General features: G+C 70.2%; 20 protein-coding genes and 1 tRNA gene. 15 read left to right on the forward strand and 6 right to left on the reverse strand.

Annotation, left to right across the window (positions count from 1 at the left end; all coding sequences use genetic code 11):
- Positions 1-380: 380 nt before the first annotated feature.
- From FHS23_RS07690 to FHS23_RS07705, 4 genes are all read right to left on the reverse strand, one after another.
- On the reverse strand, positions 381-1,361 hold the full coding sequence (locus FHS23_RS07690) for a ribose-phosphate diphosphokinase (RefSeq protein WP_183649993.1): 981 nt from the start codon (positions 1,359-1,361) through the stop codon (positions 381-383).
- Positions 1,358-2,830 (reverse strand): bifunctional UDP-N-acetylglucosamine diphosphorylase/glucosamine-1-phosphate N-acetyltransferase GlmU, encoded by a 1,473-nt coding sequence (gene glmU, locus FHS23_RS07695; RefSeq protein WP_183649996.1) that lies wholly within the window; start codon positions 2,828-2,830, stop codon positions 1,358-1,360. Before glmU ends, FHS23_RS07690 begins: the two co-directional genes overlap by 4 nt.
- Before the next feature lie 64 nt (positions 2,831-2,894).
- Positions 2,895-4,556, reverse strand: coding sequence for a GGDEF domain-containing protein (locus FHS23_RS07700; RefSeq protein ID WP_221219270.1), 1,662 nt, complete (start codon positions 4,554-4,556; stop codon positions 2,895-2,897).
- A gap of 227 nt (positions 4,557-4,783) precedes the next feature.
- Positions 4,784-4,855: transfer RNA gene (locus FHS23_RS07705), tRNA-Gln, on the reverse strand.
- Positions 4,856-5,052: 197 nt separating this feature from the next.
- On the opposite strand from FHS23_RS07705, the gene FHS23_RS07710 reads away from it, so the two are divergent.
- The 6 genes from FHS23_RS07710 (at position 5,053) to FHS23_RS07735 (ending at position 13,791) form a co-directional block, all read left to right on the forward strand.
- Positions 5,053-5,997 (forward strand): acyl-CoA desaturase, encoded by a 945-nt coding sequence (locus tag FHS23_RS07710; RefSeq protein ID WP_183649999.1) that lies wholly within the window; start codon positions 5,053-5,055, stop codon positions 5,995-5,997.
- A gap of 111 nt (positions 5,998-6,108) precedes the next feature.
- Positions 6,109-6,705 carry a TetR/AcrR family transcriptional regulator gene (locus tag FHS23_RS07715; protein WP_183651158.1) on the forward strand — a complete coding sequence of 199 codons (597 nt, stop codon included), beginning with the start codon at positions 6,109-6,111 and terminating at the stop codon, positions 6,703-6,705.
- A gap of 183 nt (positions 6,706-6,888) precedes the next feature.
- Positions 6,889-10,440, forward strand: a complete 3,552-nt coding sequence (gene mfd / locus FHS23_RS07720) for a transcription-repair coupling factor (RefSeq protein ID WP_183651163.1) — start codon at positions 6,889-6,891, stop codon at positions 10,438-10,440.
- A gap of 571 nt (positions 10,441-11,011) precedes the next feature.
- Complete coding sequence (locus tag FHS23_RS07725) at positions 11,012-11,947, forward strand: hypothetical protein (protein WP_221218979.1); 936 nt, start codon at positions 11,012-11,014, stop codon at positions 11,945-11,947.
- Positions 11,944-12,909: a nucleoside triphosphate pyrophosphohydrolase gene (locus tag FHS23_RS07730; protein WP_183650005.1), complete on the forward strand. Its 966-nt coding sequence runs from the start codon at positions 11,944-11,946 to the stop codon at positions 12,907-12,909. Before FHS23_RS07725 ends, FHS23_RS07730 begins: the two co-directional genes overlap by 4 nt.
- Before the next feature lie 9 nt (positions 12,910-12,918).
- Positions 12,919-13,791 (forward strand): lysozyme family protein, encoded by an 873-nt coding sequence (locus FHS23_RS07735; RefSeq protein ID WP_183650008.1) that lies wholly within the window; start codon positions 12,919-12,921, stop codon positions 13,789-13,791.
- 19 nt (positions 13,792-13,810) lie between these two features.
- Here the strand turns inward: FHS23_RS07735 and FHS23_RS07740 are convergent, their stop codons facing one another.
- Positions 13,811-14,257, reverse strand: a complete 447-nt coding sequence (locus FHS23_RS07740; protein WP_183650011.1) for a tetratricopeptide repeat protein — start codon at positions 14,255-14,257, stop codon at positions 13,811-13,813.
- A gap of 154 nt (positions 14,258-14,411) precedes the next feature.
- Here FHS23_RS07740 and FHS23_RS07745 point away from each other — a divergent pair, with 154 nt between their 5' ends.
- The 6 genes from FHS23_RS07745 to FHS23_RS07770 all read left to right on the forward strand — a co-directional run bounded on the left by FHS23_RS07745 (position 14,412) and on the right by FHS23_RS07770 (position 20,480).
- On the forward strand, positions 14,412-15,017 hold the full coding sequence (locus tag FHS23_RS07745) for a VOC family protein (RefSeq protein ID WP_183650014.1): 606 nt from the start codon (positions 14,412-14,414) through the stop codon (positions 15,015-15,017).
- 163 nt (positions 15,018-15,180) lie between these two features.
- Complete coding sequence (eno, locus tag FHS23_RS07750) at positions 15,181-16,467, forward strand: phosphopyruvate hydratase (protein WP_183650017.1); 1,287 nt, start codon at positions 15,181-15,183, stop codon at positions 16,465-16,467.
- A gap of 178 nt (positions 16,468-16,645) precedes the next feature.
- A complete protein-coding gene (locus FHS23_RS07755) occupies positions 16,646-17,014 on the forward strand; it encodes an FtsB family cell division protein (RefSeq protein WP_183650020.1) in 369 nt (122 codons plus the stop codon).
- The gene (locus FHS23_RS07760) at positions 17,007-17,513 is read left to right on the forward strand and encodes a DUF501 domain-containing protein (RefSeq protein WP_183650024.1); all 507 of its coding nucleotides are present in this window, start codon (positions 17,007-17,009) and stop codon (positions 17,511-17,513) included. Before FHS23_RS07755 ends, FHS23_RS07760 begins: the two co-directional genes overlap by 8 nt.
- A gap of 142 nt (positions 17,514-17,655) precedes the next feature.
- Positions 17,656-19,458: a lytic transglycosylase domain-containing protein gene (locus FHS23_RS22930; protein WP_343053712.1), complete on the forward strand. Its 1,803-nt coding sequence runs from the start codon at positions 17,656-17,658 to the stop codon at positions 19,456-19,458.
- Between the two features lie 68 nt (positions 19,459-19,526).
- A complete protein-coding gene (locus tag FHS23_RS07770; protein ID WP_183650027.1) occupies positions 19,527-20,480 on the forward strand; it encodes a Ppx/GppA phosphatase family protein in 954 nt (317 codons plus the stop codon).
- A 129-nt stretch (positions 20,481-20,609) separates the two neighbouring features.
- Here the strand turns inward: FHS23_RS07770 and FHS23_RS07775 are convergent, their stop codons facing one another.
- Positions 20,610-22,109, reverse strand: coding sequence for a S10 family peptidase (locus FHS23_RS07775; protein ID WP_183650030.1), 1,500 nt, complete (start codon positions 22,107-22,109; stop codon positions 20,610-20,612).
- Between the two features lie 99 nt (positions 22,110-22,208).
- Here FHS23_RS07775 and FHS23_RS07780 point away from each other — a divergent pair, with 99 nt between their 5' ends.
- The 3 genes from FHS23_RS07780 to FHS23_RS07790 all read left to right on the forward strand — a co-directional run bounded on the left by FHS23_RS07780 (position 22,209) and on the right by FHS23_RS07790 (position 25,853).
- Positions 22,209-23,402 carry a macrolide family glycosyltransferase gene (locus FHS23_RS07780; RefSeq protein WP_183650032.1) on the forward strand — a complete coding sequence of 398 codons (1,194 nt, stop codon included), beginning with the start codon at positions 22,209-22,211 and terminating at the stop codon, positions 23,400-23,402.
- Positions 23,374-24,084, forward strand: a complete 711-nt coding sequence (locus tag FHS23_RS07785) for a uracil-DNA glycosylase (protein WP_183650036.1) — start codon at positions 23,374-23,376, stop codon at positions 24,082-24,084. Before FHS23_RS07780 ends, FHS23_RS07785 begins: the two co-directional genes overlap by 29 nt.
- A 446-nt stretch (positions 24,085-24,530) precedes the next feature.
- A complete protein-coding gene (locus FHS23_RS07790; protein ID WP_183650039.1) occupies positions 24,531-25,853 on the forward strand; it encodes an NAD(P)/FAD-dependent oxidoreductase in 1,323 nt (440 codons plus the stop codon).
- Positions 25,854-25,942: the final 89 nt, after the last annotated feature.

Here is a 25,942-nt window from a genome sequence, read left to right on the forward strand (position 1 = left end):
GGCTGCTGGTCGGCACCAGCGGTTGTCGCTTGTGGCTGTCCGGCGGCGAGTACCACGACGTGCGCGCACGGGTGGCCTCTCAAGCCGCCGCGTCGATCACGTCGGGCGCCGGACTCGCATCCGGCCCCGCCTCGCCGAGACAACTCGCCCAGTGTAATCCAGCCGGCACCGGTGCTTGACCCCCGCCCCGCGTTGTGCAAACGGTGACCACCCAGCACGGGTGCGGCTCGGCCCGAAAGAACGGCCGGGCCCGACCCCCGGCGTGCGCCGGCAGGCCGGCACCTGACACGGAACGACCCCGTGGCGGAACCGTTCGGCCGCCACGGGGTCGTCCCGTCACGTCGTTCGCCGCAGCGGATTGCCGGGCGATCGGAACAGGATCAGGCGCTGCCGTCGAACAGGCTCGTCACCGAGCCGTCCTCGAAGACCTCCTGGATGGCCCGCGCCAACAGCGGGGCGATCGACAACACGGTCATCGTCGGGAAGCGCTTCTCCTCCGGGATCGGCAGCGTGTTGGTGACGATCACCTCGCGTGCCTTGGAGTTGGACAGCCGCTCGGTCGCCGGGTCGGACAGGATCCCGTGCGTCGTGGCGATGACGACGTCCGAGGCGCCCTGGTCGAGCAGCGCGTCCACGGCCTTACTGATCGTGCCGCCCGTGTCGATCATGTCATCGATCAGCACACACAGCCGGCCCTTGACGTCACCCACGACGCGGTTGGCCACCGCCTGGTTCGGCTTGTCCGGATCACGCGTCTTGTGGATGAACGCGATCGGCCGGTCGCCCAGCTGCTGCGCCCACTTCTCGGCGAGCCGCACCCGGCCGGAATCGGGCGAGACGACGGTGATGTCGTGATCGCTGTAGTGCTCGTTGATGTAGTCGGCGAGCACGTTCTGCCCGTGCAGGTGGTCGACCGGGCCGTCGAAGAAGCCCTGGATCTGCGCCGTGTGCAGATCGACCGTCAGGATGCGGTCGGCACCGGCCGTCTTGAGCAGGTCCGCCACCAGGCGCGCCGAGATCGGCTCACGACCCTTGTGCTTCTTGTCCTGCCGCGAGTACGGGTAGAACGGCACGATCGCCGTGATGCGCTTCGCGCTACCCCGCTTGAGCGCGTCGATCATGATGAGCTGTTCCATCAGCCACTCGTTGATCGGCGGGGAGAAGCTCTGGATGACGAAGGCGTCGGTGCCGCGCACGGACTCCTGGTACCGCACGTAGATCTCGCCGTTCGCGAACGTGTGCACCGTCTGCGGGGTGACCGTCACGTTGAGGTTCTTCGCGACCTCTTCGGCGAGCTCGACGTGTGAACGCCCCGAGAAGAGCATCAGGTTCTTCTTGGGTGTTCCGGACTTCGGACTCATGCTGGCGACTCCCCGTCGGTGTCGGTTTCCTCCTGGTCGGCGACGGCCTGCTCTGCGGCCTCCGCCGCTGGGGTACCCGGCCTACGCCGCGGCACCCAGCCTTCGATGTTGCGCTGCGGTGCCCCTGATACCGCGAGCGCGCCGGGCGGGACGTCCTCACGGATCACCGTGCCTGCGCCGCTGTAGGCGCCGTCCCCCACGGTGACCGGGGCGACGAACATGGTGTCCGAGCCCGTGCGGACGTGCGAACCGATCGTGGTGTGGTGCTTGGAGATGCCGTCGTAGTTGACGAACACGCTCGACGCCCCGATGTTGCTGTGCTCGCCGATCGTGGCATCACCGACGTACGTCAGGTGCGGCACCTTCGTCCCGGAGCCGATGTCGGCCTTCTTCGTCTCGACGAACGTGCCGATTCTGCCCGCCTCGCCCAGTTTCGTACCGGGGCGCAGATAGGCGAACGGCCCGACCGAGGCGCCGTCGCCGATGACGGACTCGCTGCCGTGGGTGCGCACGACGCTCGCACGCTCGCCGACGCGCACGTCCGTCAACGTCGAGTCCGGGCCGACGGTCGCGGCCGGGCCGACCGTCGTGGCGCCGCGGAGCTGCACGCCGGGCTCGATCACGACGTCGCGGGAGAGCGTGACGTCGAGGTCGATGCGCGTCGAGGCCGGGTCGACGACCGTGACGCCCTCGCGCTGCCAGCGCGTGACGATGCGGCGGTTGAGCTCGGTGCCGAGGGTCGAGAGCTGGACACGGTCGTTGACGCCTTCCGTCAGCCACGGGTCGGCCACCGGGAGGGCGCCGACGCGGCGACCGTCGCCGCGGGCGATGCCGAGGATGTCGGTCAGGTAGAGCTCGCCCTGCGAGTTGTCGGTCGACAGGCGGGACAGGCCGTCGGCGAGGACTGCGGCGTCGAACGCGTACACGCCGGAGTTGATCTCGGTGATGGCGCGGTGGGCGTCGTCGGCGTCCTTGTGCTCCACGATGCCAGTGACGTCCCCTGCGGCGTCACGCACGATGCGGCCGTATCCCGACGGATCGTCGACCACCGAGGTGAGCACGGTGACGGCGTTGCCGTCGCGTTCGTGCGCGGCGAGGAAATCGGTCAGCGTCGGGGTGTCGAGCAGCGGTACGTCCCCGTAGGTGACCAGCACCGTGCCGGTGTCGCCCGCGGGCAGTGCCTCGAGCGCGCAACGCACCGCGTGACCGGTGCCGCGCTGCTCCTCCTGCACCGCCGTCTTGACCGTGCGGCCGATCACGTCGGCGACGACGTCCAGATGAGCGCCCACCTTCTCGCGCCCGTGGCCGACGACGACCACGAGCTCGTCGGGCCCGAGTCCCGCCGCGGCGCGGACGGCATGCTCGACGAGGGGACGCCCCGCGATGGGGTGCAGCACCTTCGGAAGATCCGAACGCATGCGGGTGCCCTCGCCTGCGGCGAGGACGACTGTGCTCAGCGGCCCGGTCACGGTACTCCTTGGGATTCACCGGGGATGGGATTCACCGGGGATTAATCTCGGCCGGTTAACGATCCTACGTCGGTTGGCCCGCGTCGGACGTGGGGCCGCCCTCCGATGCGGTCTCGGTCTCGTCGGCCGCCTCTCCGCACGAGGCGATTTGGTTCCCGCCGCGGCGTTTCGCCTGGTACATGGCGGCGTCGGCGCGGGAGAGGACCTCCTCGCCGCGCTCGCCCGTCCGGAGGGCGACCAGCCCGACCGACAACGTCACACCGTGCGACAGGTGGTGGGGCAGTTCGTCGACCGCCGTCACCGCGCGGTTCATGGCTTGGTGGGCCGCCGATAACGTCGCGCCCGGAAGGAGTGTGATGAATTCGTCGCCGCCGTAGCGCGCGACGATGTCGTCGCCGCGCAGCGAGTCCCTGAGCGTGCTGGCAACCACGCGGAGCACGTCGTCGCCGTCGGCGTGCGAGCGCTGATCGTTGACTCCTTTGAAGCCGTCGAGGTCGATCAGCGCGACGGCGAGCGGGTCGCTCGACGCCGATGTGGCGAACGTGCGGAGCCGGTCGTCGAGTGCGCGGCGGTTGGGCAGACCGGTCAGCGGGTCCTGCAGTGCCTGCTGGGTGATCGCTCCGTGTGCGGCCGACAGCCGCTCGTGTTCGCGGCGGGTATCGAGGGCCGCGCTCTGGGATTCACGCATCGACCAGAGCTCGGCCTCGAGCGCACCTGCGTAGTCGGCGAGCGTGGCGCGAGGGTCCCCGAGGTCGTACCGGTCGGCGAACCGGGCCAGCTCGTGGATGAGGCCGATGCGCATGGACGGTTGTGGATACTCCTCGGGGATGTGGTGGCGATCCTCCATGAGCAGGCGGAACGCTTCCTTGTGCTCACCGATCGACTCCAGGCAGCGGGCGAGCGCGATCGACAGCAGCGGGTTGTCGTACGGGTACAGCGGCGCGGCCCGCAGACTGCGGAGCCGCTCGATGTGCGCGTCGCTCGGCGCGGCGAGGGCCAGTGCGGACGCCAGCGACGCGACCTGGTCGACCGCGGCGACCCCGGCTTTGCGGGGAAACAGCGATTCGGCGAACGGCGCTTCGACGGCGATCGCCATCGACGCGGCCGTCCGGAACCGTTCGCCCGCCTGGTCGCTGCGGCCGATGCGTTCGAGTCGCAGGCCCCAGCCGAGCAGCATCTTCACCCGGTTCATCAACAGCATCGTGATCTCGTGCGGCCCCGCGCTGTCCCGGACGGCCTGGTGGGCGCGGGTGATCACCTCTTCGGCGACCTCGTAGACACCGAGCTGGTTGAGCACGATCCAGCAGTCGTTGAGCGCCGTCGACAACAGGCGGTCCCAGGCACGTCTGCCCAGGCCCAGCTCCTGTGACGGCGGGTCGTCGAGCAGTGCCAGCGCCCTGGCGATCTCGGTCAGGGCCGCGTCCTCGTGACCTGCGAGCACGAGACGGCGCCCGCGCAGCGCGTGCGCGTCCGCGCGCAGGAGAGTGGCGCCGTGCCTGCGCGTGTGCGCGAGCATCTCGTCGAGCTGACGCCCCGCCTCGTCGGGGGCGCTCGCGCTGATGAGTCGTGACAGCGCCGCGGCTCGCAGTATCTGAGCGACCAGCAGCGGTTCGCCGCGTCGCTGGGTCTCGTGGAGCAGCTCGTCCAGTCTGGTGATGATCTCCTGCTGCTCGTGCTTCTCGCTGCGTTGGACGAGGGCGATCAGTTCGCGGGCTCGCCCGAGCAGCCAGGCGTCCGACTTGTCGCCGAGCGGCGGGGCGGCGGGGTCCTGCGCCGTCGCAGAGGTGGGCGCGCCGGGGTCGGCCGTGAACCCGGCGCCTGAGGTCGCAGCGGATGGGCCCGCGCCGCGTTCTGCGGCCGCACCGCCGGGGGCGATGCCGGGCTCGGCCGCGACCTTGGACTCTTCGCCGTCCAGCGGACACACACCCCCTGGGCTACCGGGATTCCGCTCTGCTCCGCCGCCAGGGCTCGAACCTGGACTGTCAGAACCAAAATCTGAAGTGCTGCCAATTACACTACGGCGGATCGCGCCTGGTCAGGATATCCACTGCAGGTTGCACGCTGCGGGCAGGTCCGAAGCGGCCCGTTTTCGCCTCTCCCCCGGGTGGGAAACCTCCTGTACCGTAACTTACGCAATCGTAGGTTAGGTGACCCTTCCGTCGCCGTCCCCGGCCCGTTCGCGGGCGTGGTGGCGGCGGTCCTCGTGGAAAGAAGTGACGTGCATGACGGCAACTCTGGACGCGGACGAGACACCGAAGTCCGGTCGTAAGCCGATCCTGGACGGCCAGCGCGGGCCCGGCGTTCAGTTCGCGGTCTATCTCGGCGTGCTGGCGCCGCTGGTGGCGCTCGTGGCCGCGGTCCCCTTCGCGTGGGGCTGGGGTCTTTCGTGGGTCGATGTCGGCCTCTTCGTTGTGTTCTACGCCTTCTCCGGGCTCGGCATCACCGTCGGATTCCATCGGTACTTCACGCACGGTTCGTTCAAGGCGAAGCCGTGGCTGCGGGCCCTGCTCGCCATCGCCGGCAGCAGCGCGGTGCAGGGGCCGGTGATCACGTGGGTCGCGGATCACCGCAGGCACCACGCGTTCTCCGATCGTGAGGGCGACCCGCATTCGCCGTGGCTGTTCGGTACTACGCCGTTGGCCGTGGCGAAGGGGTTCTGGCACGCGCACATGGGCTGGCTGTTCCAGCGGGACAAGAGCAACCACGAACGGTTCGCGCCCGACCTGGTCAAGGATCCGGCCATCAGCAGGATCGACAGGCTGTTCGGGGTGTGGACGCTGCTCAGCTTCGTGCTCCCGGGCATCATCGGGGGCCTGGTCACCTGGTCCCTGTGGGGCTTCGTGACGGCCTTCTTCTGGGCCGGACTGGTGCGAGTCTGCGTGCTGCACCACGTGACATGGTCGGTGAACTCGATCTGCCACATGATCGGGGAACGGCCGTTCAGCGCGCGTGACCGGTCGGCCAACTTCTGGCCGTTGGCCATCGCCTCGTTCGGCGAGTCGTGGCACAACCTCCACCACGCCGATCCGACGTCGGCCCGGCACGGTGTGCAGCGCGGCCAGATCGACATCTCGGCCCGCGTGATCTGGGCGTTCGAGAAGTTCGGCTGGGCCCACAAGGTGCGCTGGCCCACGGCCAAGCGCCTGGAGAAGCTCTCGACCGCGTGAGCGGGTCGGGGTGCCTGTACGGTTCGGCGAATGGCAGGTCGACGGCGCGCTAAGCGAGACGCGGCCGCCGCGGGGACGCAACCCGATGCCCCTGCGGCGGCCCGCGTGCGCATGACGGGCACCGAGCGTAGGCAGCAGTTGCTCAACGTCGCTCGGGCACTGTTCGCGGAGAAGGGCTACGACGGTACGTCCGTCGAGGAGATCGCGCGACGAGCGAACGTCTCCAAACCGGTGGTGTACGAGCACTTCGGCGGGAAGGAAGGCGTCTACGCGGTCGTGGTGGACCGGGAGGCGCGGGCGATCCTCGACCGCATGGTGTCGAGTCTGCACGCGGATCACCCGCGGGCGATGCTCGAGCAGGCCGCCAACGCCTTGCTCGGCTACGTCGACGAGTCGCACGAGGGTTTCCGCATCCTGGTGCGGGACTCCCCGGTCGCGAGCTCGACGGGCACGTTCTCCACGCTGCTCAACGACATCGCGAGTCAGGTCGAGGACATCTTCGGCGAGGAGTTCTCGGCCAGGGGTTACGACGGCAAGCTCGCGCCCCTGTACGCACAGGCGCTCGTCGGCATGGTCGCGCTCACCGGCCAGTGGTGGCTCGACGCGCACAAGCCGAAGCGGGACGAGGTCGTGGCCCACCTGGTGAACCTCGCGTGGAACGGCCTGTCGAACCTGGAACACAAGCCGAAGCTGCGTGTGACCGACTGAACCGCCCCCTCGGCCATCGGTCGCCGCGCGAGGCGCCGTCGCCGGGTGGCCGCCGCTCAGGACGTAGGCTGGGAGCCATAACCCCATAGTTCGACGATTCGAGTACCTGTGCCCGGTTTTGTCCGGGCACAGGTGTGTCCGCGCGTTCGCACCCGAGGGAGACGCTCCGTGTCCCAGCCGACGTTGGCCGGTTTGCTGTCGGCCGTCCTGCCCGATTCCGCCCTGCGCACGGTTCTCGAGCGTGCGGGTGCACCGATGCTCGACCTCGACGGCGCGCCGGCGACCCGGCAGCTGGTGCTGTCTGCGCTCGCATCCGACGCAGGAGCGGGCAAGCCGGTACTGGCGGTGACCGCCACCGGCAGGGAGGCCGAAGAGCTGACAGCGGCGATCGGAAGCCTGCTCGGCGACGACGTCGTCGCCGACTTCCCATCGTGGGAAACCCTGCCGCACGAGCGGTTGTCGCCGCGGGCGGACACGGTCGGCAAGCGCTTGGCGGTGCTGCACCGGCTCGCTCAGCCCGGACACGGTGGTCTGCGCGTCGTGGTGGCGACGGTGCGGAGCCTCATCCAGCCGATGGCGCCCCGTCTGGGCTCGCTGGCTCCCGTCGAGTTGAAGGTCGGGGAGGAGCTCGACTTCGAAGGAGTGCTCGAGCGGCTCGTCGAGCTCGCCTACACACGCGTCGACATGGTCGAGAAGCGGGGCGAGTTCGCGGTGCGCGGCGGCATCCTCGACGTCTTCGCACCGACCGACGAACATCCGCACCGTGTCGAGTTCTGGGGCGACGAGGTCAGCGAGATCCGCGCCTTCTCGGTCGCGGACCAGCGTTCCCTGCCCGGCGAGATTCCCGAGGTGACCGCATCGCCGTGCCGGGAGCTGCTTCTGACCGGCGACGTCAAGGCGCGGGCCGGCGAACTGGCCGAAGAGCACGCCGCCGATGCGCAGCTCGCAGAGATCCTCACCAAGCTCGCGGACGGCATCCCCTCCGAGGGCATGGAGTCGCTGATCCCCGTCCTGTGCGCGGGTGAGCTCGAACTGCTCACCGACGCGATGCCGGAGGCTACGCACGTCGTGCTCTGTGACCCGGAGAAGGTGCGCGCGCGTGCCGCGGACCTGGTGCGCACCGGGCAGGAGTTCCTGGAGGCGTCGTGGACCTCCGCCGCCGACGGAGGGCGCGCCCCGATCGATCTGGGTGCGTCGGCCTACCGGGGCCTCGGGGAGGTACGCACCCATGCGACCGAGTCGAATCGCGCATGGTGGACGCTGTCGCAGCTGACCAGTGAGGACGACGCGGTGCACGTCCCCGTCGAGCAGGCGCCCTCGTATCACGGCGAACTCGAGAAGGTCGTCGCCGACCTGCGCGCCCACACCGCGGCCGGCGGCGCGGCCGTCGTGGTCGTCGCGGGTTCGGGTACGGCGCAGCGTGCCGTCGAGCAGTTGTCGGCGGGTGAGGTGCCCGCGAGCTACGCCGAGTCGCTCGCCGAGGCGCCGAGGTCCGGCGTCGTCACGGTCACCTGCGGTGCGATCACCGACGGGTTCGTGGCTCCGGAGAGCGCGCTCGTCGTCCTGAGCGAATCGGACATCACCGGCCGTGGTGCGGCCACCGGGCGTTCCGGACGTGATCTCAACACGAAGATGCCGTCGAGGAGGCGCAACGCGGTGGATCCGCTCGCGCTCAAGGCGGGCGACTACGTCGTGCACGACCAGCACGGCATCGGAAAGTTCGTCGAGATGGTCCAGCGCACCATCGGCGGGGCGACGCGGGAGTACCTCGTGCTCGAGTACGCGGCGTCCAAGCGCGGACACCCCGGCGACCGGTTGTTCGTGCCCAGCGACCAGCTCGACGAGGTCTCCCGCTACGTGGGCGGCGAGCTGCCCACGCTGAACAAGCTCGGCGGCTCCGACTGGAAGAACACGAAGGCGAAGGCCCGCAAGGCGGTCAAAGAGATCGCGGCCGAGCTGGTGCAGCTCTACGCCGCGAGACAGGCCGCACCCGGCCATGCGTTCGGACCGGATTCGCCGTGGCAGGGCGAGTTGGAGGACGCCTTCCCGTTCGTCGAGACCAACGATCAGCTCGCTGCCATCGACGAGGTCAAGACCGACATGGAACGCAGCGTCCCCATGGACCGGGTGATCTGCGGTGACGTCGGCTACGGCAAGACCGAGATCGCGGTGCGTGCGGCGTTCAAGGCGGTCCAGGACGGCAAGCAGGTCGTGGTGCTGGTGCCGACGACGCTGCTCGCGCAACAGCACCTCAACACCTTCACCGAGCGGATGGGTTCCTTCCCGGTGACCATCCGCGGCATGTCGCGATTCACCGAACCCGCGGAGGCGGACAAGACGCTCGAGGGGCTCGCCGCAGGCGAGATCGACATCGTCATCGGTACACACCGCCTCCTGCAGAGCGGCGTGCGGTACAAGGATCTCGGACTGGTGATCGTCGACGAGGAACAGCGGTTCGGTGTCGAACACAAGGAGCACATCAAGGCGCTCCGGACGCACGTCGACGTGCTCACCATGTCGGCCACGCCGATCCCTCGCACGCTCGAGATGAGCATGGCGGGGATCCGCGAGATGTCGACCATCCTGACCCCGCCGGAGGATCGCCACCCGATCCTGACCTACGTCGGCTCGTACGACGACAAGCAGGTCGCCGCGGCCATCCGGCGTGAGTTGCTGCGCGATGGTCAGGTGTTCTTCGTGCACAACCGGGTCTCGTCGATCGAGAAGGCCGCGACACGGCTGCGCGAACTCGTCCCGGAGGCGCGGATCGTGACCGCGCACGGACAGATGCCCGAGCACAAACTGGAACAGGTCATCCAGGGCTTCTGGCAGCGCGATTTCGATGTGCTGGTCTGTACCACCATCGTCGAGACCGGCCTGGACATCTCGAACGCCAACACGCTGATCGTCGAGCGCGGTGACATGATGGGCCTGGCTCAGCTGCACCAGCTGCGTGGCCGGGTCGGCCGTGGCAGGGAGCGGGGTTACGCGTACTTCCTGTATCCGCCGGAGAAGCCGCTCACGGAGACGGCCCACGACCGCCTCGCCACCATCGCGCAGAACACCGAGCTCGGTGCCGGCATGGCGGTGGCCATGAAGGACCTCGAGATTCGCGGTGCGGGCAACATTCTCGGCGCCGAGCAGTCCGGTCACGTCGCCGGTGTCGGCTTCGATCTGTACGTCCGGCTGGTGGGCGAGGCGGTCGACGCGTTCCGGCGGAGTGCGGGCGACGAGTCGACCGAGGACGAGGCGCCCGCCGAGGTACGTGTCGACCTGCCGGTCGACGCACATCTGCCGCACGACTACGTGCCCGGCGAGCGGTTGCGGCTCGAGGCCTACCGCAAGATCGCGGCGGCGACCGACCAGTCCGAACTGGACAGCGTGCTGGACGAACTCGTGGACCGCTACGGCCAGCCGCCGGAGCCGGTGCGCAGGTTGCTTGCGGTGGCGGCCTTCCGGCAGGCGTGCCGGAAGGCGGGCGTGACCGAGGTGACCGTGCAGGGCAACACCATCCGTTTCACGCCGTTGCCACTGGGCGATTCGCAGTTGGTGCGGTTGAAGCGGCTCTACCCCAAGGCCGTGTACAAGGCGGTGACGCACACGGTGTCGGTGCCGAAACCGACCGAAGGGCCCGCGGGTGGCCGCATGGGCGCGCCTCCGTTGCGCGACGAGGCGCTGCTCGACTGGTGCAGCAACCTCCTGACGTCGATGACGCAACAGCCCGCGGCGGTGTGAGCGCGGGTGATGCCTGCCGCGGCCTCTCCGCGCGCGGTCGCGGCAGGCTACTCGGGCAGGTAGCGTTTCGAACACGTCGTCGCATGTCGGCTGTTGTGAAACTCGGTGCATGGCTCAACGGTAATCGTTGATTCGATTCGAAAGAACTCCCGGAAATAGTGTTTGTTTCCGGAAAGAATTCGACACTCGTGACACGTCGAATCATGCTGGCTGTTCAGTGCGTGCAGGTGGAATCCGTTGTGTGCCAACAGGTTCAGCGTTGCATTCCATTGTCAAACGCGGCGATCGGGGATGCCGGCGCGCGTCCCATGGGCCGACCGCGTCGTGCTCGCGCCACCCTTGTCGGGTGAACGACGTGTGGCACCGCGCCCGTCGGGTTGTGAATCGCCTCCGGTTCGGGCTTCCGGTGCCCGGGCGTTGTCGCTCGCGCCCGGGCGATGTCCGGTCCGGCACCACCGCGGGCGCACCCGGTCGTCGCCACGATTCGGAACGGAAGTCGGGCGGTGCGGCCGCGGTCGTGGTTGCGTGAGGCGGTGGGGTGTGTGCGAAGCTGCCGCCTGTGATCCGGATCATGCGTCGCCCCATCGCGTTGTTGACCGCCCTGCTCGCAGGTCTCGTGCTGGCCGGTTGCGGCTCGGGGCCGAGCCAGGTGCACTCGGCGGCCATCGTCGGCGACCGGTCGGTGCCGCTGGACGACGTGCAGCACGAGATCGACTGGCTGCTGGACAACGTGCCGCAGGCGCAACAGGCACAGCGGCAGGGCAAGGTGGACATGTTCGCGCGCGAGATCGTTCGCGGGCGCGTGATCCACGAGCTGGCGCAGATCGCGGCGAAGCGCGAAGGTGTGAAGGCCGGTCGCGGCGAGATCGACGAGCTGATCCGCGGCAGCGGCGGGGTCGACGAGGTATCCCGGTCGGCGGGGGTGGAGCCGAGCAGGGTGCGGGACCTCGCCTCGGACCAGATCGTGCTGCAGGAGCTGGCGCGCAAGTACATCGGCAGGCTGTCGGTGAACCTGGTCGGCACCGTCATCAGCGGTGACGAGCCCGGCAACAGTGCCAAGGAGCAGGCGACCGCGCTCGGCAGGCGGATCGCGGACGATCCGGAGCGGGTACGGGCCATCGCGAGGGACGCGGGTCATCAGCTGGTCGACGAGGAGCTCGACTTCGCCGAGGCGCTCCAGAACGATCCGGAGCTGGCGACGAGCGCGGTGTTCGGTTCGCAGGAGGGCACGGTCGTCGTGGTCCAGCCGAGCAGGCAGCAGGCGGGCTGGCTGGTCGGTCTGGTGGACGAGCGCCGGACCGCCGGGCAGGCCGATGCCGCCGAGCCCCAGGTCAATCCCGAGTACCTCTACTTCGCGGGCCTGCGGATGCTGCAGCCGGTCGCCGAGGACGTCGGCGTGCGGCTCAACCCGCGTTACGGGCTGTGGGACGAGGCCGCGTTGTCGCCCGCGCCCAACGAGGACGAGTTGACCGGAAGGCTCCTGCGGTCACGTACCGTGAACTCATGACCTGGCGATCGGCGACCGTGGTGCTGTGCAGTCCGGCCTTGCCCGACCACGTGCCCGCCGCCGCGCTGAGCGTGGTCCGCGGGGCGGAACACGTCTACACGGCAGCGGGCCTGCCCGACCCGCTCCGTGCGGCGTTGGACGCGAAACCCGCTCCGCATCCCGACGAACTCACGCGGCAGAGCGGCGTGGTCCTCCTGGCGTGCGATGCCGGCGAGTCCGGCGCGGCGGAACTCATCGCCGAGGGGGCCACGGTGATCGAGGCCCCGGCACCTCCGCTGGAACGGGCCGTCGAGGTGATGGACCGGCTCCGTTCGCCGGGCGGTTGTCCGTGGGACGGCGCCCAGACGCACGAGTCGCTGCGCCGATACCTCGTCGAGGAGACCTACGAGTTGCTCGAGGCGATCGAGGACGGCGACCGGACAGCGCTCCGCGAGGAACTCGGCGACGTATTGCTGCAGGTGCTGTTCCATGCGCGCGTCGCGGCCGAGCACGACGCCGACGCGTTCGACATCGACGAGGTCGCGACCCAGCTGGTGACGAAGCTGGTCGGCAGACACCCGTACCTGTTCACCGGTGTGGGGCGGGTCGACTCGGCGGAGCAGCAACAGGTTTCCTGGGAAGAGCTGAAACAGCAGGAGAAACAGCGCGAGTCGCTCGTGGACGGGGTCGCGCTCGGCCAGCCCGCCGCCGCACTCGCGGGCAAGCTCGGCCAGCGGACCGGCCGCGCCGGGGTGCCGTTCGACTTGATTCCCGGCGGTGCCGACGACGGATCGCGGCTGTTCCGGATCGCCGCCGCGGCCGCACGTACCGGTACGGACGCCGAGGGCTCGCTGCGCGCTGTCGCGAAGGACTTCGCCGAGCGCGTCCGGGAAGCCGAACGTGCCGCACGGGCCGCGGGCCGCGATCCGGCCGAGCTCGATGCCGACGGATGGCGGGATTTCTGGCCGGTGTCGCCCGCGTAACCTGGCCGGGTGAGCGAACGCCCTTCGTCCTCTACACCCGGTGGCGATGGCGGGCCGTCGTGGCCGCTGCCCGGTCCGGCGCTGTCGCGCATCGCTCTGACCCTCGGACTCGTCGCGACCGGCCTGCTCCTGGTGTTCACCGTCGGTATGGATCGTGGGGAGCAGCCGAACGCCGAAGGCGCCACGCGGTCGCCTCAGCCCCAGTCCCAGCCGCAGTCACGGCCGCGAGCCCAGCCGACCGTGCCCGCGGCCGCGACTGCTGCGCCGGTCGACCGGCCTGCGCAGTCCGACGAGGACGAGCTCGACAAGTGGTCCCGGCAGGTGGGCCGCGCCACCGGGATCCCGGCACGGGCCGCGGCCGCGTACGGACGCGCGGAGATGTGGATGCGGGGTGAGCGCCCCGGCTGTCACCTGTCGTGGAACACGCTCGCGGCGATCGGGCAGGTCGAATCGCAGCACGGAGCGGCGGGCGGCGAACCGGGAATCGGGCCGGACGGAATGCCCGCCGCGCCGATCACCGGCCCGTCGCTGGACGGCTCACAGGGGCGCGCCCAGATTCGTGACACCGACCGTGGCGAGATCGACGGTGATGCGACGTGGGACCGGGCGGTCGGGCCGATGCGATTTTTGCCTGCGCACTGGCAGCGCTGGGAAAAGCGGGCGACCGGCGACGGGCGCGGTCCCAACCCGCAGGACATCGACGACGCCGCGCTCACGGCGGCGCGGTACCTCTGCGCCGACGGACGCGACCTGGCCACGGCCGGGGGTTGGTGGAAGGCGGTCGGCGGGTTCAGGGAGCCCGCGACCCGAGGTGGCCCGGACGAGTACGCACGCCGGATCGCCGACAAGGCCGGCGGCTACGCGGACCGGGCCCCGGGCTGACGACCTCCGGCGCGGCAGGTCAGTTGCCGCCGAGCGCGAGCCTGGCCGACACCTCGCCGATCGCGTCCTGGTACTCGGCCTGCGAATGCATCGCCGAGGCCATCCGCAGCTGTCCCAACGCCTCGGCGAACCGGCCGAGGCGTTGCAACGTCTTGCCGAGCACGAACCGGGCGTAGTGGTCGGACGGGTCGTGCTCGATGACCTTGCTCAGTGCGTGCTCGGCCCGCCGTAGCTGCGCGGAATGGAAGTAGGCCCGGCCGGCGAGCAGCTGGACGCTCGGCTTGTCGGGTTCGGCCTCGAGGACCGGTTCGAGGGCCTTCAGCGCGTCGAGTGGGCGACGCCGTTTGACGAGTGCCTCGGCTTGCCGGAACGCGTGGACGGGCGAATCGCCCGTGTGTGCCGCCGATCGGCCGGACGGCGTCGGTAGGCCCGCCGGAGGTGGATTCGATGGCGTCGAGTCACCCATGGTTCAGCGACGGTACCCGCGTCGCAGGCGCTAATCGAGACCTTGACCGGGCACCCGTCCGATGATCAACCTGGTGGCGGAGTGTGTGCCGGCTCGCGGCGACCGGCCGGGGCCATGACAGGCGGCGATCATCCGTGTGGTGGACTAGCCCGCCATGAGCGACCCCGCGATGAGCAACGAAGACCCGAGGTATCTCGGCATCGCGCCGTACCTCTACTACACGGACGCCACCGAGGCGGTGGAGTGGCTCACCCGCGTGTTCGGGTTCACCGAGAAGGTCCGCTACGTCGATGCGGCCGGCGAGGTGTTCCAGGCGACGCTGAGTGCGGGTGGCTCGGACATCCACCTCGCCGGTGTCGGCGACGAGTACTGGCCCGCGAAGGGCGTCGACGGGCCGGTCGGCCAGCTGAACGTGGTGTACGTCGACGACGTCGACGCCCAGTTCGAGCGGGTGGACGAGGCCGTCGGCGACGGCGTCGAAGTGTCCCGACCGCAGGACCAGCCGTACGGGGCGAGGCTGTTCACGGTGCAGGACGTCGGCGGTAACAGCTGGACGTTCTGGCAGCACATCTCGGACACCGCGGACCTGCCCGCGGGCTGGCGCGAGATCCGGAACGGGGAAGTCGTCTCCGGCAGCGGAGCCGAGGGCAGCGGAGCCGACGGCAGCGGAGCCGACGGCAGCGGAGCCGAGGGCGGCGAGGACGTGGGCGACGGGGAGCCCGGCAACGCCGAAGGTGCTGGAGAGCCCGCCGCAGGCTGACCCGATCGGGCGTTGAGACGTTTGCCACTGCCCGCTCGAGCCGCCATCTGTGCACGTCGACGTGCGCGTGCCTCCAACGGGTGATCTACAACGCCCGATACGCTCCCTTCCAGGCGACTACGTTGAGTGCCGTCAGAACGGCACAACCGGGTGAGGAGCAAGTGTGGCGGTGATCGAGCAGGTAGGCGCGCGGGAGATTCTCGACTCTCGTGGCAACCCGACGGTCGAGGTGGAGGTGGCCCTCGACGACGGAACGCTGGCGAGGGCCGCTGTCCCGTCGGGCGCGTCGACCGGTGAGCACGAAGCCGTGGAACTGCGGGACGGCGACGCGAACCGCTACGGCGGCAAGGGTGTCGAGCGCGCCGTGGCCGCGGTGCTGGACGAGATCGGCCCCGACCTGGCAGGTGTCGACGCGGTCGACCAGCGCATCGTCGACCAGAAGCTGTTGGACCTCGACGGCACGCCCGCCAAGTCGCGGCTGGGTGCCAACGCCATCCTGGGCGTCTCGCTGGCCGTCGCGAAGGCCGCGGCCGACTCGGCCGACCTCGAGCTGTTCCGGTACCTCGGCGGCCCGAACGCGCACGTGCTGCCGGTCCCGATGATGAACATCCTCAACGGCGGAGCCCACGCGGACACCGACGTCGACATCCAGGAGTTCATGATCGCCCCGATCGGCGCCGAGTCCTTCCGTGAGGCCCTGCGCTGGGGCACGGAGACGTACCACGCGCTGAAGTCGGTGCTCAAGTCCCGCGGCCTCGCGACCGGGCTCGGCGACGAGGGCGGGTTCGCCCCGAGCCTGAGCAACAACCGCGAGGCCCTCGACATCATCGTCGAGGCGATCAAGAAGGCCGGTTACCAGCCGGGCCGGGACATCGCGCTGGCGCTGGACGTGGCGGCGACCGAGTTCCACGCCGACGGCGTCTACACCTTCGAGGGTTCGAAGCGCACCGCCGAGGACATGAGCGCCTACTACGCGGAGCTGGCCGAGGCCTACCCGCTGGTCTCGATCGAGGATCCGCTGTCGGAGGACGACTGGGACGGCTGGGTCACGCTGACCTCGCAGCTCGGCGACAAGCTGCAGCTGGTGGGCGACGACCTGTTCGTCACGAACCCGGACCGCCTCGAGGACGGCATCTCCCGCGGCGCGGCGAACGCGCTGCTGGTGAAGGTCAACCAGATCGGCACGCTGTCCGAGACGCTGGATGCCGTGGCCCTGGCTACGTCGTACGGCTACAAGTCGATGATGAGCCACCGTTCCGGCGAGACCGAGGACACGACGATCGCCGATCTGGCGGTGTCCACCGGTGTCGGCCAGATCAAGACCGGTGCGCCCGCGCGCAGCGAGCGCGTGGCGAAGTACAACCAGCTGCTCCGTATCGAGGAGACCCTCGGGGACGCCGCCCGTTACTCGGGTGACCTGGCCTTCCCGCGGTTCACGCCGGAGAGCTGACGCGACCGTGGCCGACCGGGGGAGAACGCGCACCAGGCGCGGTGGGGGCCGAGCAGGCGGCTCGGCCCCCCGCGACCTGCGGTCGTCGCAGCGCACTCGGCGTTCCGGCGACCGCAGGTCGGCCCTGCGCCGCCCGACGGCCTCGAAACGCGCCGCGAGCGCGGCCAGGGTGCTGGGGATGTCCACGACGCGCCGAGCTGCCGTCGTGGCGATCGTGGTGTGCGCGCTGGCGTTCACCATCGCGGTTCCGTTGCGGACGTATCTGTCGCAGCGCGCGGAGGTCGCCGAGCAGGAAGCCCGGCAGGAGCAGCTGCAGCAGCAGGTCGAACGCCTCGAGGAGCGCCGGGCCGAACTGTCCGACCCGGCGCTCCTCGAGGCGGAGGCGAGGCGCAGACTTCGGTACGTGATGCCGGGCGAGACGCCGTACATCGTGCAGCTTCCCGAGGACAAGGCGGCCGACCGCGAGCCTGCGCCGGAGGACGGCGAGCCGAAGCGTCACGGGGCCTGGTACGAGCAACTGTGGAATGGCGTGACCGAAGGTGAATAGGACCGACTTCGAACCGGTGACCGCTGCGGACCGGGAGATCATCGCGGAGCAGCTGGGCAGGCCGCCGCGGGCGCTGCGGGCGGTCGCGGCGCGATGCCCGAGCGGGCATCCCAGCGTCGTCCAGACCAGTCCGCGGCTCGAGGACGGCACTCCGTTCCCGACGCTGTACTACCTGACGTGCCCGAACCTGAACTCGCTCGTCGGCGGGCTCGAGGCGCGCGGTGTGATGCGGGAGATGACCGAGCGGCTCGATTCCGACGAGGAGCTCGCCGCCGCGTATCTCCGTGCCCACGAGGAATACCTGGCCGAACGTGACGCGATCGACCCGCTCGGCCACGAGGTCACCGCGGGCGGAATGCCGAAGCGGGTCAAGTGCCTGCACGTGCACCTCGCGCACACGCTCGCGCGCGGCGAAGGTGTGAACCCGTTCGGGGACGAGACGCTGCAGTTGCTGCACGACCTCGGCTGGCCGAACGGCGACTGCGCGGCCCACGACTGACGCCCCACATCGCGGCGACACCGGTACGGGTAGCCCGACCGGACCAACCTCACGAGTAGCCACTCGTTCGCGTGTGGAAGCCGTTTCCGTTGGGCATTCCTCCGGCGGACACGAGCGTCGCAGGCGCACGCGAGGAGGGGGCGTGAACAGACCGCGAAGAGCCCGGTTCCGGCACAAGTCGGCGGCCATCCTGCTGACGGTATCGCTGGCGGTGGTGCCCGCGGCGTTGCTGAGTGACCGGGCCGAACACGCGTACGGATCGACTGATCCGACCGCTGCGGCCGAACCCGGCGACGGCGCAGGCAGTACCGAGAGCGGTAATCCGGTGGGAGTCGACGGCAGCCTGCCGTCCCCTCCTGCGCTCGACGAACTGATGATCGAGATGCCCACACCGGGGCCGTTGGGAATCCCCGGGAGCATGCTCGAGGCGTACCGCCAGGCGGCGCGCACTCTGGGTGCCGAACTGCCGGACTGCGGTGTGGACTGGGCCCTCCTGGCCAGTGTCGGACGCTCGGAGTCGAACCACGCGCGGGGCGGGTTCGTCGACGCCGACGGCACGACCCGGGAACGCATCACCGGGCCGGTGCTGAACGGTGGCCCCGGGGTCGCCGCCATCCGGGACACCGACGGTGGGGTGCTCGACGGCGACACGACGTGGGACCGGGCCGTCGGCCCGATGCAGTTCGTGCCCGACACGTGGAGGAAGTACGGCGCGGACGGCAACGGCGACGGCCGGGCCGACCCGAACAACATCCATGACGCGACGCTCACCGCAGGGCGGTACCTCTGCGCGGGCGGGACGGACCTCCGGAACGGCGGCGAATTGCGCGCGGCCCTGCACCGCTACAACGACTCGCGCTCGTACGTCGAGACCGTGATCCGCTGGGCCCAGGCTTACCGCGACGGTGTGCTGCCCATCCCGGACAGCGACGTGCCCCTCGGCGTGCCCCCGGACCTCGTTGCCGAGCCCCCCGAGCCGAAACCCGACCGGCCGCCTCCGCCCGACGTCATGGCAGCGCCCGAACCGCAGAACGGCGGTCCGCGGCCCGGCGGTGGCTCCGGTGGCCATGCGGACGGTTCTGCGGAGGGCTCTGCGGGCGACGCCGGCAGACCCGGAAGCGGCAGCGGCGAGGCCACGGCGCCGAAACCGGGACCGCACCGTCCGAACCAGCCCGGCAACGGCGGCAACGGCGGTCACGGAGACAACGGCGGCCACGGTGGTGGCTCCGGTAGCCACGCCCCCGATCACGGCAACGGAGCCGGTAGGCCCGGCCCGGGCGGCGGCCACGGTGACGGTTCCGGCGACGCCGGTCCTGGTACCGGTAACCCTGGGACCGGCAACCCGGGGACTGGCAACCCGGGCACGGGTAACCCTGGGACGGGGAACCCGGGCACCGGTAACCCTGGGACGGGGAACCCAGGGACTGGCAACCCGGAGACCGGCAACCCGGGGACCGGCAACCCTGGGAACGGTGGGGGCCACGGAGACGGCGGTGCCGGGGAGGGCAACGACGGCGGCACCGGCAACGACGGCGGCAATGGCAACGACGCCGGCGACGGTGCCGACGACGGTCCTGACGGTGGCGACGGGGACCACGGTGGTGGGCCCGGCGACGGAGGCGACAGCGGACGACCGCCCGTGCCGGAGTGCCCGCGACCGGACGACTCCGAGGAGTCGACCGACGGTGCCACTGCGGGCCAGGGCAGCGCCGGGGCAGGCTCCGTCCAGGCGCCCACCGGTGACGACTCCGCAGGCAGCTCGGACGGGACGACCACCGGCGAGGAGACCACCGAGCCGCCCTCGTGCGTGTGCCCAGGCCATCCCGACGACGCGGACGACGACGAGGTCATGGCGCCCGAGGATTGCGAGTGGCCGGAGGAGGAGTCGATTCCGCCTCCGTCCTCGAGTGCTCCGCTGTCGTCGACGCCGCCCCGGGAGAACTGACCACGGATGAGCCGATCGTCCTCCGCGGGCGGTACGGCCGGCCGGCCGGCAGCGTTTAGTGTTGGCGCATGCCTCGTGTAGCCGCCATCGACTGTGGGACCAACTCGATCCGTCTGCTTGTCGCGGAGCTGACACACCGCCACGACGGCAGTGTCGACCTGCGTGATCTGCACCGGGAGATGAGGGTGGTGCGGCTCGGCCAGGGCGTGGACGCCACCGGCCGGCTCGCGCCCGAAGCGCTGGAGCGCACGCGGGAGGCGCTGGCCTCCTACACGGTCGCCGCCCGCCGGAAGGGTGCGGAGAAGGTGCGCATGGTCGCCACGTCGGCGACGCGCGACGCGAGCAACCGCGACGAGTTCTTCGCCATGACCCGCGAGGTGCTCGGTGTGGAGGCCGAGGTCATCACCGGGGACGAGGAGGCGCGCCTGTCGTTCACCGGAGCGGTGGGTGAACAGGATCCGGACGACGGGCCGTTCCTGGTGGTGGACGTCGGTGGCGGCTCGACCGAGCTCGTGCTGGGGACGTGGGACGGCGCTCAGGCCGAGATCCTGGCGGCGAAGTCCGTCGACATCGGGTGCGTGCGCCTCACCGAGCGGGCTCTGCCGAACGACCCGCCGACGGCCGAGGACATCGAGACGGCCCGTGGTGTCGCCCGTGAGGTGTTGGCGGAGGCGTTCGACGTCGTCGACGTGGCCAAGGCGCGGACGTGGATCGGTGTGGCGGGCACGATCACCACGTTGTCGGCGCTCGCCCAGGACCTGCCGGAGTACGACTCGCAGGCCACACACCTGTCGCTGCTCTCGCACGGCACGATCGACCGCGTGACCGCCGAGCTACTCGCCGCCGACCACGACGCGCGCGCGGCCAAGAAGGTCATCCACCCGGGAAGGGTCGACGTCATCGGTGCGGGCTCACTCGTGGTGCAGACGCTCGCCGAGGAGCTGCAGACCCGAGGCGGGCCCGACTCCCTGGTGGTCAGCGAGCACGACATCCTCGACGGCATCGCGCTGTCGCTGGCCTGACGACACCCCGCCGGGCACGCTCCACCCGTTGTACCCCTGACGTTGCACCCCTGACGAGGTCCAGCCCGTGGCGCTCCGCCCGGGGCTCGCCGACGGAAGCGTGCCACGGGCGGAGCGCGCCGGTCCGCCTCAGCGGTTGGACGCCGACTTGACGAACGTGGCCAGGTCCTTGCCCTGCTGGACCCGTGACTCGGGGTGGACGTACATCATGTGGCCCGCCGGGTAGTAGGCCGTCTCGACGTTCCCCCGCAGCTCGTCGGGGATCTGCAGCTGAGCGATGACGTGCTCGGCCGCGTAGTAGGGCGTGGCGCCGTCGTAGTGGCCGAGCGCGACGTGCACCTTCAGGTGCGGGTTCTCGCGCATGGCGCCGCTGAGGGAGTCGACGACCGACACGGCGCGTCCCTCGAAGTCCGAATAGGACCAGGCCCGGTTCACGTCGGTGGAGAGGATCTCGTACGGCAGGTCGCTGCTGTACTGCAGTTCGGCGCGCACGTAGTGGTTGAGAGCCGCGGAGTAGGCGCCGATGATCCGCGACACCGACGCGTCGTCGCTCATGTGCTCACGTCCGCCGTCGGGCTCCCACGTGGTGAACCGGCCGTCCATCCGGCCGGTGACGAGCCCTTCGTCGCGCAGCAGCTCGGTGAAGAACCGGACGTGCTCGATGCGCAGGTTGACGCGGTCGACGTAGGCCTCGGACAGGCCGGTCAGCTCGGCGAGCTTCGCCACGGTCTCGGCGCGCTCGTCGGCGTCGAGACGGGCACCGCGCTGCAATGCCCACGGAAGGTCGCGGGAGGCGAACTCCTCCGCCTCGGCCAGCACGTCCTCCAGCTCCCTGTCGCCGTGCTTGCCGTGGTAGTGCGCGATGGCGGCGTAGGTGGGCACGAACAGCGAGTACGGCAGGTCGTTGCCCTCCGTGAACCGGATCGTGCCCATGTCCAGCACGGACGAGATGAGCAGCAGTCCGTTCAAGTACAGGCCGTGGCGGCTCTGCAGGTGCGCGGCGAGCGCGGCAGCGCGCAGGGTGCCGTACGACTCGCCCGCGACGAACTTCGGCGACAGCCACCGCTGGTTGCGCGAGGTCCACAGCCGGATCACCTCGCCGACGGATTCCACGTCGGGTGTGAAGCCGTGGTACTCGGCGGGCTTCTCGCCGTCGACCGTGCGCGAGAAGCCCGTCGACACCGGGTCGATGAACACCAGGTCGCTGTGGGCGAGCAGGGTGTCGGGGTTGTCGGTCAGGCCGTACGGCGGCGGCTCGGGGGCGTTCACGTCGCCGGACACGACGCGCCGCGGACCGAGTACGCCCAGGTGCAGCCAGATGCTCGACGAGCCGGGACCGCCGTTGAACGCGAAGGTCACGGGCCGCGTCGTCGGGTCCGCGCCGTCGAGCGTGTAGGCCGTCACGTAGACCTCGGCCTTCGCCTTGTGCCCGTCGAAGGTCCCGTCGTTGAGGACCTCCTTGCGCAGCACGATCCGTCCGGTCTGCGCCGTGTAGGCGAGCTTGCGGCGCTTCACGGTGATCGAGTGCTGCGTGGTGACCAGGTCGTCGGTCGGCTCGGCCTGCGGCGTGGCCGCCGCGGTCTCGGTCTCGGCTGTGGTCGTCGAAGCGGTGTCAGGCGTTTCTGGCATGCCCCCAACCTATGCGCTCGCGCCGACAGGGTCGGCGGAATTCACGTGGTGCGGAAATTCGTTGTGCCCGTGATCGCCGGTGCTGCGAGGATCCTCGATATGCATCTGGTCATGGTCGGCGTCACCGCGCCGAGTCACGTCTATCCCGGTCTCGGGCTGATCGCCGAGCTGGTGGCCCGGGCGCACCGGGTGACGTACGTCGTCGGCGACCGGCTGGCCGACCTGGTCGCACCGACGGGCGCCGAGGTGGTCACCCACGCATCGATCATGCCTGCGGCCGACGAGCACTGGCCCGAGGACACGGGCGAGGCGATGCAGGTGTTCCTCGACGACGCGATCACGGCGCTTCCCGCTGTGTACGACATCGACCGGCCCGATGCCGTGCTCTACGACATCGGTGGCTTCGCGGGGCGCGTCGCCGCGCACCGGTGGGGTGTACCTGCGGTGCAGCTGTCCACTGCGTACGTCGCGTGGGAGGGCATGGCCGAGGAGATGGCGGAGTTCAACGCGGCGTTGCGGGCGTCGCCGTCGGGCGCGAAGTACTACGCGACACTGCGCGCGTGGCTCGACGAGAACGGCATGGACATCGACGCCGACGAGTTCACCGGAACGCCGCCGTCGTGCGTGGTGCTGATCCCCCGCGTGCTGCAACCGAACGCCGACCGCGTCGCCGATCGCTACGTGTTCGCGGGTCCGTGCGTCGATCCGGCCCGGCGCACCGGGTGGACGCCCGAGCCGGGTGACGACCGACCGCTCGTGTACGTCGCGCTGGGAACGAGCTACACCCAACGGCCCGACATCTACCGCGCCTGCATCGACGGGCTCGCCGGTGACTACCGGGTCGTGCTGGCCACTGGCAAGGTCGACCCGGCCGATCTCGGCGCGCTGCCGCCGGGCGTGACGGCCGACCGAACCCAGCCGCAGCTCGACGTGCTGGAACACGCCTCGGTGTTCGTCAGTCACGCGGGAATGGGCAGTGCGGCGGAATCGCTGTGGTTCGGCGTGCCGACGGTGCTCGTGCCGCAGGCCGTCGACCAGTCGGCCAACGCGGCCATGCTCGCCGCGGTCGGATCCGGAGTGCAGCCGGACGAGCCGTGGGACGCCCCCACCCTGCGCGCCGCGGTCGACGCCGCACTCGGCAAGGCCGACCGGGCGAGGGAACTACGGAGCGAGGTCCGCGCCGGCGGCGGTATCGACAGGGCTGCCGACGCGGTCGAGCGGCTGTGCACGCACGCCGACGGACACGAGCGACGACGGGGTGACAATGGCGCCTGTGGGACGGACGCTGGCTGAACTGGACGCGGACCTGACCGAATGCCGTGCGTGCCCGCGGCTGGTCGAGTGGCGCGAGCACGTCGCGGAGACCAAACGCGCGGCCTATGCCGACGAGACGTACTGGGGCAGGCCGGTGCCGGGGTTCGGGCCGGCCGATGCCGCGCTGGTCATCGTCGGCCTGGCGCCGGCCGCCCACGGCGCCAACCGGACCGGTCGGATGTTCACCGGCGACCGCTCCGGCGACGTGCTGTACCGGGCCATGTACGACGTCGGCCTCGCCTCGCAGCCGACCGCGACCCATGTCGGCGACGGCTTGGAGCTCTACGGCACGCGGATCACCTCACCCGTGCACTGCGCCCCGCCCGCCAACAAACCGACCCCGGCCGAACGTGACACGTGCGGCGGCTGGCTCGCCGAGGAGCTCGACCTGCTCGCGCCCACCGTGCGCGCGATCGTCGTGCTGGGAGCGTTCGGCTGGCAGGCGTTGCTGCCGGTGCTCGCGAGGGCGGGCTGGGGGGTGCCGCGGCCGAGGCCGACGTTCGGCCACGCCGCCCACATCGAACTCGCGGGCCCGGCCCCGCTGCACCTCGTCGGCTGTTACCACGTCAGCCAGCAGAACACCTTCACCGGACGGCTCACCCCGGAGATGCTCCGCGACGTCCTGGGCAGGGCGAAGGAACTCGCCGGCCTCGGCGGGTGACGTGTGCCGGTGCAGCGTCGAACGCCTCGTGCAACGTCGAAGCGCGTCGGCGGTGGGACTCGGCCGGCCGGAACCGGGAGGCAGGGGTCCGAATGACTGTTCCGCGGTGCGAGTTGCGGCCGCTCGACGGCCGCAACCTCGCCGACCTGCTGGCGGTCGCCGTCGCTCACGCCGACCCGCTGGAGGTCATGCCGCCCGTTCCCGGGGAGGCGGGCTGGAACGAGACGGGGAGCCGTGCTCACCGTCGATGGAGATCGGGTCGACGCGGTACTCGACCTCCGGAACGGCCCGTGAGTCGCCGCGGCGGACCTGCTGCGACCCTTGCGGCACCCGCTAGGTCCGTGTAAAGGTCCTGTCAACTGAATCGTTTGGGTTCAGGCGGCGACACCGATCACACCTGGCCAACCCGGTGAGTGGGTACTGGCGGTTAGTGGGAAACTGAGCACATGGCAGTCAAGTCGGAACCGACGAGGATCCTCATCCTCGGCGGCGGATACGTCGGCCTCTACACGGCGCTGGGCCTTCAGAAGAAGCTCCGGGCCAACGAGGCCTCCGTGACGATCGTCGATCCGCAGCCGCACATGACCTACCAGCCCTTCCTGCCGGAAGCGGCCGCCGGGTCGATCGAGCCTCGGCATGTGGTGGTGCCGCTGCGCCGGGTGCTCCGACGCTGCCACGTGCTCACCGCCCGGGTGAACAAGATCGAGCACGAGCGCAAGACCGTGACGGTCGAAGCCGCAGACGGGCACATCGAGCAGCTCGGTTACGACGTCCTCGTCGTGGCGCTCGGCTCCGTGCCGCGGCTGCTGCCGATCCCGGGGCTCGCCGAGCAGGGCATCGGCATCAAGACGGTCGGCGAGGCCATCTACCTGCGCAACCACGTGCTGACCAAGCTCGACGAGGCGTCCAGCACCCTCGACCCCGACCTGCGCAAGCGATTGCTGACCTTCACGGTCGTCGGCGGCGGCTTCGCCGGCATCGAGGCGTTGGCCGAGCTCGAGGACATGACACGCGACGCCTCGACCTACTACGAGAACATCGAGCCCGACGACATCCGCTGGGTGCTCGTCGAGGCGGCGGGCCGGATCCTGCCGGAGGTGCGCGACACCCTCGGCGTGTGGACGGTCGAGCAGCTCGAGAAGCGCGGCATCGAGGTGTACCTGTCCACGGCGGCGAAGTCGTTCGAGAACGGCCACGTCGTGTTGTCCGACGGCACCGAGTTCGACAGCGACACCATCATCTGGACCGCGGGCGTGAAGGCCAACCCGGTGGTCGCCGAGTCCGACCTGCCAACCGACAAGCGCGGCCGTCTCGAGGCGACCGCCGCGCTGAACGTCGTCGGCCACTCGGACGTGTGGACCGCCGGTGACGTCTCCGCCGTGCCGGACCTCTCGCGCACCGAGGAGGACCCGACGGCCACGTGCCCGCCGAACGCGCAGCACGCCGTGCGGCAGGCCCGCCACCTGGCGAAGAACATCATCGCCTCGCTGCGCGGCGGGAAGCCGACGGACTACTACCACAAGAACCTGGGTGCGGTCGCCGGTCTCGGCCTGCACAAGGGTGTGGCCGACGCGATGAAGATGAAGATCAAGGGCTTCCCCGCCTGGCTCTTCCACCGGGCCTACCACGTCCACGCGATGCCGACCTTCAACCGCAAGGTCCGCATCATGCTGGACTGGGCCCTCGGCGGGCTGTTCAAGCGCGAGACGATCTCGCTCGGGCAGATCAACAACCCGAAGGAAGAGTTCAACCGGGCGTCCAAGTCCTGACCGCCCACCGCGACCGTCGACATGCGGCCCCGAGGTGATGACCTCGGGGCCGCATTCGTGTGTGGGTGTCCGAGTCCGACGCGGCCGAG

The sequence above is a fragment of the Prauserella isguenensis genome, assembly GCF_014191605.1.
Lineage (GTDB): Bacteria > Actinomycetota > Actinomycetes > Mycobacteriales > Pseudonocardiaceae > Prauserella > Prauserella isguenensis.